The 7972-nt window shown below is 50.9% G+C and carries 7 protein-coding genes; 3 read left to right on the plus strand and 4 right to left on the minus strand.

From position 1 onward, the window contains the following. Window positions 1–1012, minus strand: a 1012-nt coding sequence (locus tag ABJO30_00620) for a DEAD/DEAH box helicase (GenBank protein ID MEP3231310.1), incomplete at its 3' end; no start/stop codon positions are given. A gap of 176 nt (window positions 1013–1188) precedes the next feature. On the opposite strand from ABJO30_00620, the gene ABJO30_00625 reads away from it, so the two are divergent. Genes ABJO30_00625 through ABJO30_00635 form a run of 3 tightly spaced genes read left to right on the plus strand, consistent with a single transcriptional unit; the run spans window position 1189 to window position 3654 of the window. After that, window positions 1189–2028: a peptidylprolyl isomerase gene (locus ABJO30_00625; GenBank protein MEP3231311.1), complete on the plus strand. Its 840-nt coding sequence runs from the start codon at window positions 1189–1191 to the stop codon at window positions 2026–2028. Window positions 2029–2044: 16 nt separating this feature from the next. After that, on the plus strand, window positions 2045–3259 hold the full coding sequence (gene argJ, locus ABJO30_00630; protein MEP3231312.1) for a bifunctional glutamate N-acetyltransferase/amino-acid acetyltransferase ArgJ: 1215 nt from the start codon (window positions 2045–2047) through the stop codon (window positions 3257–3259). Next, the gene (locus tag ABJO30_00635) at window positions 3256–3654 is read left to right on the plus strand and encodes a (deoxy)nucleoside triphosphate pyrophosphohydrolase (protein MEP3231313.1); all 399 of its coding nucleotides are present in this window, start codon (window positions 3256–3258) and stop codon (window positions 3652–3654) included. Before argJ ends, ABJO30_00635 begins: the two co-directional genes overlap by 4 nt. A gap of 72 nt (window positions 3655–3726) precedes the next feature. Here ABJO30_00635 and infB read toward each other — a convergent pair whose 3' ends face one another. The 3 genes from infB to nusA all read right to left on the minus strand — a co-directional run. Continuing rightward, window positions 3727–6204, minus strand: a complete 2478-nt coding sequence (infB, locus tag ABJO30_00640; GenBank protein ID MEP3231314.1) for a translation initiation factor IF-2 — start codon at window positions 6202–6204, stop codon at window positions 3727–3729. Window positions 6205–6213: 9 nt separating this feature from the next. Beyond that, on the minus strand, window positions 6214–6849 hold the full coding sequence (locus tag ABJO30_00645; protein ID MEP3231315.1) for an RNA-binding protein: 636 nt from the start codon (window positions 6847–6849) through the stop codon (window positions 6214–6216). Between the two features lie 22 nt (window positions 6850–6871). Continuing rightward, window positions 6872–7972 (minus strand): transcription termination factor NusA (gene nusA / locus ABJO30_00650; GenBank protein ID MEP3231316.1); only part of this gene is annotated, 1101 nt, incomplete at its 5' end.

A 7972-nucleotide genomic window follows, 5' to 3' on the forward strand; every position in this document is an offset into this window, starting at 1 on the left:
GGCGACCCGCCATCATCCGGCCTGTAAATTCATCAATCAAAACAACTTCGCCGTCACGAACGATGTAATCTTTATCCCGCTGGAATAACTTGTGAGCACGCAAACCTTGGTTGATGTGGTGAACCAAGCTGGTGCTTTCAGGATCATAAAGCGTGGCGTCTTGATCTAGCAAACCGCGCGCACGCAACTGCTCCTCGAGAAATTCGTTGCCTTCATCGGTAAAGGTCACATTGCGGGTTTTCTCGTCTAACTCAAAGTGTTCGTCCAACAAAGATGGGATCACACCGTTAATAGTAAGGTACATCTCAGATCGATCTTCGGCAGGACCAGAAATAATCAAAGGCGTACGCGCTTCATCGATCAAGATACTATCGACTTCATCCACGATCGCAAAGTTATGCGTTTTTTGGAAAATCTGACTCAGCTCAGATTTCATGTTATCGCGCAGATAATCGAAACCTAGCTCATTGTTCGTCGCATAAGTGATATCACACTCATAGGCCGCTTGCTTATCTTCTTGAGACGCATCACCAACCGCGACACCCGTGGTCAAACCAAGAGCAGCGAACACTTTGCTCATCCATTCGGCATCACGTTTGGCCAAATATTCGTTCACGGTAACAACGTGCACACCCTTGCCTGTCAAACCGTTCAGGTAGGCAGGGAATGTTGCAACAAGGGTTTTACCCTCGCCGGTTTTCATTTCAGAAATGTTGCCTTGATGTAGGAAAATCCCGCCCATCAACTGTACGTCAAAGGCACGTAAACCCAATGCGCGTCTGGCCGCTTCGCGGCAATTGGCGAAAGCTTCAGGCAAAAGACTATCCAAACTCTCGCCATTATTGGCGCGTTCGGCAAATTCGCGGGTCTTAGCAATCAACTCTTCGTCAGATAACCCTTCGAACTCAGGCTCTAACGCATTGATCTTTTCCACCAACGGACGGATTGCTTTAACTTTACGATCATTGGCTGTCCCAAAGATCTTTTTCGTAAGTGTTCCGAAACCAAGCATAAGTACTCCAAGCCGATGGTTAGTTGTCTTTTGCAGCAAGCGCTTGCCCGACCCGTGTACAGGCCATAGATACAGGGTAAGGATCGATCCCGAACCATGCCTTAGCGGATGTAAGGGCCACATCATACCGTGTCAATGTTGCGCACTGCCGTGACCCATAACCATAGGACTAAACAATGCAAAAACGTCTCAACTTTATCGCCGCTTTAGGCCTTGCTGTAACTTTAGCCGTTCCTGCGACTGCTCAGGATGCGAGCACTGTCGTAGCTACAGTGAACAGCAAAGAAATCACTATCGGCCATATGATTGTTGCCCGTGCGACATTGCCAGAGCAATACCAACAGCTGCCAGCAAGCGTTTTGTTTGATGGCATCCTCAAGCAACTTGTCGATCAAACGCTTTTAGCCGATGACTTTTCTGGCGATTTGCCACCACGTGTGACCTTGTCTTTGGAAAACGAAGAGCGTTCTTTGATCGCTGGTGAACGTGTTGAGGCCGCACTGGCCGAAGCTTTGACAGATGAAGCCATTCAAAAAGCCTACAATGCGGAATACGCAAACGTAGAACCGACACAAGAATACAATGCATCCCACATTCTAGTCGAAACCAAAGAAGAGGCACTTGCGATCAAAGCTGATCTAGACGGCGGTGCAGATTTCGTAGCAACGGCACAGGAAAAATCCACTGGCCCATCTGGTCCAAATGGTGGTTCTTTGGGTTGGTTCGGTAAGGGGGCAATGGTACCGTCCTTTGAAGCGGCTGTCGTTGAGCTGGAAGTCGGCGCAGTCTCTGCTCCTGTCGAAACCCAGTTTGGCTGGCATGTCATCATTCTGAATGAAACACGCAATGCTAGCGCGCCAACGTTAGAAGAAGCCCGCGCACAACTTCAGGGTCAAATTCAAGAGACTGCTGTAAACGCAGTTATTGAGAACTTGCGTGCAAACTCTGAGATCGACGAAAGCGGAGCCGAGAGCATCGATCCAGAGATCATTTCCGACCTCGCGATTGTCGAATAAAAAAATGGCCGATACGATGACAAAATCTCCGCTGGCACCTGATCAGTTTCCTAACTTGCCAGCGGTGGATGGCGTCACATTCGCAACTGTTGCTGCGGGCGTACGGTATCAAGGGCGTGACGATGTCATGCTTGCCAAACTAAGCGCAGGCACATCGATTGCAGGCGTATTCACAAAGTCAACGACACGGGCAGCACCCGTGTTGGATTGTCAGTCAAAGCTGGGCCTAGACACTTCTGCGCCCGCTGTGATTCTTGTGAACTCTGGGAACGCCAATGCATTTACTGGCAAGAATGGGCAGGAATCCGTGAGCGCAATCTGTAGCGCGGTTTCGAAAACATGTAACGTTCCTGAAAACCGTATATATACGTCATCAACGGGCGTCATCGGTGAACCACTTGCGCACGACCGTATCATCGACAGTCTTAAAACGCTGGAGATAAATCAAACTGCCGCCGGTGTCGAGGCCGCGGCTCACGCCATCATGACAACCGACACCTACGCCAAAGGGTCTGCACAATCTGTACAGATCGATGGTAAAACACTGCAGATTGTTGGGATAGCCAAAGGCTCCGGTATGATCGCGCCCGATATGGCGACAATGCTGGTCTACATTTTTACCGACGCTTTATTTGAGCAATCGGCGTTGCAGAAATTAGTATCTGACACGTCGGATAAAACATTCAATTGCATCACTGTGGATAGCGACACATCGACATCCGATAGCCTTATCATGGCCGCAACTGGTGCCTCTGAGGTTGATGCCACAAAGAGTGAGGATTTCGCATCCGCGCTACACACCCTCATGCTGGACCTCGCTCAACAAGTTGTACGCGACGGTGAGGGCGCAACCAAACTTGTCGAGATACAAGTGACTGGAGCGGTTGATGATGCCGTTGCAAAAACCCACGCACTGGCCATTGCGAATTCTCCGCTGGTAAAAACCGCAATCGCTGGGGAAGATCCCAACTGGGGTCGGATCGTGATGGCTATTGGTAAATCCGGCGCGCCCGCAGATCGTGATCTGATTTCCATCTCATTCGGGGATGTAAACGTTGCGACAAAAGGCTGGGTTAATCCAAACTACCGCGAAGCAGACGCAGCGGCACTGATGAAAAAACAAGAAATCGATATCAATATCGACCTTGGAATGGGCGATGGTACAGCCACCCTTTGGACCTGCGATTTGACGCACGGCTATATTTCCATCAACGCAGATTATCGCTCATGAAGGTTGTTCTGGTTTCCGCCGTAGCCCTGATCGATGTCGACGGTCGCGTCCTGTTGGGCCAACGCCCTGAAGGAAAATCAATGGCAGGCCTCTGGGAATTCCCGGGCGGGAAAGTTGAAGTTGGGGAAACCCCTGAAGCCGCGCTTGTCCGCGAGCTCGAAGAAGAACTAGGTATTAACACTTGGGAAAGCTGCTTAGCGCCGCTTACCTTCGCAAGCCATAGCTACGATGATTTTCATCTGCTCATGCCGCTATTTGCCTGTCGCAAATGGGAAGGCACACCAATGTCTCTCGAGAATCAGGCCCTGAAATGGGTGCGCCCAAATCAATTGCGAGACTATCCAATGCCGGCGGCCGATATCCCGCTGATCCCAGTCCTAAGAGACTGGCTTTGAGATAAGCGAATTTGAAACGAAAAAGGGGAAGGTTAATACCTTCCCCTTTTTTATTCATTTTGATCAAATCGCCTAGTCTAGCGTACGAGTGATCTCTTCACGCTCAAAGATCTCAATAACGTCGTCTGCACGGATGTCTTCATAGCGTTCAAACGCCATACCACATTCGTAACCAGATTTGACGTCAGCAACTTCGTCCTTAAAGCGCTTAAGCGTTTTCAGTGTGCCCTCGTGAATAACCACGTTGTCACGCAGCAAACGAACTCCCGCAGAACGGCGTGCAACACCTTCGGTAACCATACAGCCAGCAACTTTACCAACACCCGTAACCTTAAAGACCTCTTTAATGGTCGCGTAACCAATAAAGTTCTCTCTGATTTCGGCGCTGAGCAAGCCAGACGCGGCTGCTTTCACATCATCCACAAGGTCATAAATAACCGAGTAGTAGCGAATTTCGACACCCTTCTGATGGGCCGTATTACGCGCTGATGCATTCGCGCGAACGTTAAAGCCAATAACAGGCGCATTTGACGCTTCTGCCAAACCAATGTCTGTCTCGGTAATCGCGCCCACACCTGAGTGTAGGACACGAACGCGGACTTCATCATTGCCGATTTTTTCCATGGCTTGGACGATCGCCTCAGCAGAACCTTGAACATCCGCTTTCACCAATATTGGCAATTCGCTAACGCTCTCGTTCGCCTTAGCATTCGCCATCAATTGCTCAAGGGTCGTCGCCGCACCAGCAGCTGCACGCTTATCTTTCGCCGCTTTTTCACGGTATTCCGCGATCTCACGAGCTTGCGCTTCTGTTTCGGTCACGTTCAAAACGTCGCCCGCAGCAGGTGTGCCATTAAGGCCAAGAACTTCAACAGGAACTGATGGTCCAGCTTCTTTGATGCGCTCACCCTTATCGTTGATCAACGCACGAACCTTACCGTATTTCTCACCAACAACAAAAATGTCGCCTTGGCGCAAAGTACCGGTTTGAATCAGAACAGTCGCAACAGGTCCACGACCCACGTCAAGCTTGGCTTCAATCACAGCGCCTTGAGCAGCGCGATCTGGGTTCGCTTTAAGTTCGAGAATCTCAGACTGAAGCGCAATCGCATCAAGCAATTGATCAAGACCTTGACCAGTTTGCGCTGAAACTTCGACGTCTTGAACATCACCAGACAGTGCTTCAACGATCACTTCGTGCTGTAGCAAATCGGTGCGCACTTTTTGCGGGTTAGCTTCGTGCTTGTCGATCTTGTTGATCGCAACAATCATGGGAACGCCAGCCGCTTTCGCGTGGTTAATCGCCTCAACCGTCTGTGGCATCACAGCATCATCCGCCGCGACAACCAGAACGACGATATCAGTTACTTGAGCACCACGGGAACGCATAGACGTAAACGCCGCGTGACCTGGTGTATCAAGGAACGACAACATCGCGCCACTTTTTGTCTTAACCTGATAAGCACCAATATGCTGCGTAATCCCGCCGGCTTCGCCAGACACGACTTTCGCATTACGAAGCGCATCGAGCAAAGATGTCTTACCGTGGTCAACGTGACCCATGATAGTGACAACAGGTGCACGTGGTTTCAGATCATCTGCGTTATCTTCGACAACATTAATCACGTCTTCAACGTCTGCATCGGAAACGCGGTTCACTGTGTGGCCGAATTCTTCGATGATCAGCTCAGCTGTATCTGCGTCGATGGTTTGGTTTTGTGTTACCATCATACCCATTGTCATGAGTGATTTAACAACATCACCAACGCGCTCAGTCATACGTGCTGCCAATTCAGAAACCACGATGGCTTCAGGCAGATTAACCGTACGCAATACCTTTTCGCGCTCGACCGTGCCGCCCATCGCTTTTTGACGCGCACGCTCTTGCTTACGCTTCATAGACGCCATTGAACGATGACGACCTGCGCCACCTGTCAAAGCTTGGTTCACAGTCAATTTACCGCCACGGCGACCATCATCACGGCCACCTTTTGGACGAGCTTGCGCTTCACGCTCGTTTTTACGAGGCGTTGCAGCTGGTGCAGGTCCGCCACGATTTGGCGTCGCGCGAGGAGCTGAAGGCGTAGGTGCTGGAGCTGCTGCGGCTTGCGCTGCTGCTTCGGCTTCTTTTGCTTTACGAGCTTCTTCTTCAGCTTTCGCTTTCAGGCTTTCTTCGCGGGCTTTTTCTTCCGCTTCTTTAGCTTCGATCTCAGCACGACGGCGCTCACGCTCTTCGGCACGGGCCTTTTCATCTGCTTCGCGTGCTGCCTGCTCTTCGGCTTCACGGGCCTTGGCAGCCTGAACAGCTTTCAAGCGACGCTCCATTTGAGCATCGGAAATCCCTGCAGGGCGCTTGGATGGATCGCTTACACCCAGCGGTGCTGCGGCATTCGCTCTGTTTGCTGCACCAGGTTTTGGTACCACAACGCGCTTACGCTTGGTTTCGACGACGACGTTCTTAGTCCGTCCGTGGCTGAAGCTTTGCTTCACATTGCCTGGGCGGGTGCCGCCGCTCAGACCCAATGTTTTTTTACCGTCATTATCGCTCATTTAGCTCGTCTATCCTTTCAGATGGGCGGAGTCAGAACCCTCGCCATCTATACTTGCGCGTCGCACGCCCCGTAACCGCTGGGCTTCCTCTACAACACGTTTGGTCAGTCCACCAGAGGCGAGCGCCCCATGTATCACAATTTGACGCCCAAACGCCAAACCCAATTCTTCCGACGTTAGCCAGCCGATGTAGCTGCCATAGTGCGGTGTACTCAATTTCGACTTGCCCCGGCCAGAGCCGTCAACGGCCTGAAACAGAACTTGCGCTTCTTCAGATTGCAGCCACGCTTTGGTCTTTTCATACCCAGCAACAGCCGAACCAGCCTTGCGCGACATTGCGATCAAATCGACCACCTTGCGCGCCAACTGGCGTTCAACCTCATCTACCAAATCATCAGGTACAGTAACCTGTTGCTTGGCACCGCGTGAGAACAGCTTTTTGCTCACTGCTGTTTCCAACGCGTCACGATCCGCAGCGACATAAATTCCGCGTCCCGGTAATTTACCCGAAACATCAGGATAAATTACATTTTCCGGCCCTACAACAAAGCGGATCAACCCGTAAACAGGTTGCACTTCGCCCGTGGCAATGCACTTGCGATCTGGACCGTCTTGCCGGTCTTTTGTGACGCCACCGCGACCCATCAGGTACTCCCGAAGCCTACGATCAGGCTTCGGATCCCTCCGCATCGGTTTCGTCTTCTTCCGCTTCTTCTTCTAGATCCGCAATATCAACCCAACCCAGTGAGACGCGGGCTGTCATAATCATGTTTTGCGCATCTTCCAAAGAAATGTCGAATGGTTCCAGAACACCGTCATCTTTGATGCGTTCGCCGTTGTCAGTGGTCCAACCGCCAGCCAATTCCCAGTCAGCACATGTTGCAAAGTCTTCCAACGTTTTCACGTCATCTTTTGCAAGCGCTTCTAACATTTGGGGTGTCAGACCTTCAAAATCAACCAGGCTATCTTCAACACCTAGCGCACGGGCTGCATCAAGTGCGGCCTTATTCTGTGCTTCCAGTACGTCGCGGGCACGGGCCTGCAATTCGCCAGCTGTGCCTTCATCAACGCCATCAATAACCAAAAGCTCTTCGACTTCGACGTATGCAACCTCTTCGAGGTTTGTGAAACCTTCAGCAACCAAGAGCTGAGCAAAGAACTCATCAAGGTCCAAATTGTCCATGAACAGCTTAGTACGCAGTTCGAATTCTTTTTGACGACGCGCAGATTCATCTGCTTCGGTCATGATGTCGATATCAAGACCCGTCAACTGAGACGCCAATCGTACGTTTTGACCACGACGACCAATTGCCAAAGACAACTGCTCTTCAGGAACAACAACTTCGATCTTTCCGGCCTCTTCATCCAAAACAACTTTGGATACTTCGGCCGGCTGCAATGCGTTCACAAGGAAGGTTGGCTGATCATCATTCCAAGGAATGATATCGATTTTTTCACCCTGTAGCTCGTTCACAACTGCTTGAACACGTGAACCACGCATACCAACACAGGCACCAACCGGATCGATTGAGCCATCATGAGAAATCACAGCAATCTTAGCGCGTGAACCTGGGTCACGTGCCACAGCTTTGATATCGATGATACCGTCGTAGATTTCAGGGACTTCCATCTTGAACAATTCAGCCATGAACTCTGGCGCAGTACGCGACAAAAAGATCTGTGGGCCGCGCTGTTCGCGACGAACGTCTTTGATGAAAACACGGATACGATCATTCGGGCGATAAGATTCGCGGCCGATTTTTTCGTT

Source organism: Hyphomicrobiales bacterium (assembly GCA_039973685.1).
Classification (GTDB): Bacteria; Pseudomonadota; Alphaproteobacteria; order Rhizobiales; family JACESI01; genus JACESI01.